Raw genomic sequence first — 237 nt, forward strand, 5'->3', positions numbered from 1 at the left:
TTGTTTTGTTTTATGAGCTTGGTCTCCTTGTTGAATTTGCTCGCCTTTATGACCTGGCTCCCCTTGATGACCTCGTTCGCCCTGAGGTCCTGGCTCGCCTTGAATACCTTGCTCGCCTTGACGCCCTTGCTCGCCTTGAGGTCCTTGGTCGCCTAGAGGGCCTTGGGAGCCTTGAGGACATAGGGAGGAGTGAGGTGGGTGGGGGGGGGGGGGGGGGGGGGGGGGGGGGGGGGGGGG

Annotated in this window: 1 pseudogene; it reads right to left on the minus strand. The window is 62.4% G+C overall.

From position 1 onward, the window contains the following. Positions 1 to 237 (minus strand): annotated as a pseudogene (locus tag JDS96_RS31520) (BclA C-terminal domain-containing protein); the annotation flags it as partial.

It is taken from the genome of Bacillus cereus group sp. N21, from assembly GCF_016483395.1.
GTDB lineage: Bacteria > Bacillota > Bacilli > Bacillales > Bacillaceae_G > Bacillus_A > Bacillus_A pseudomycoides.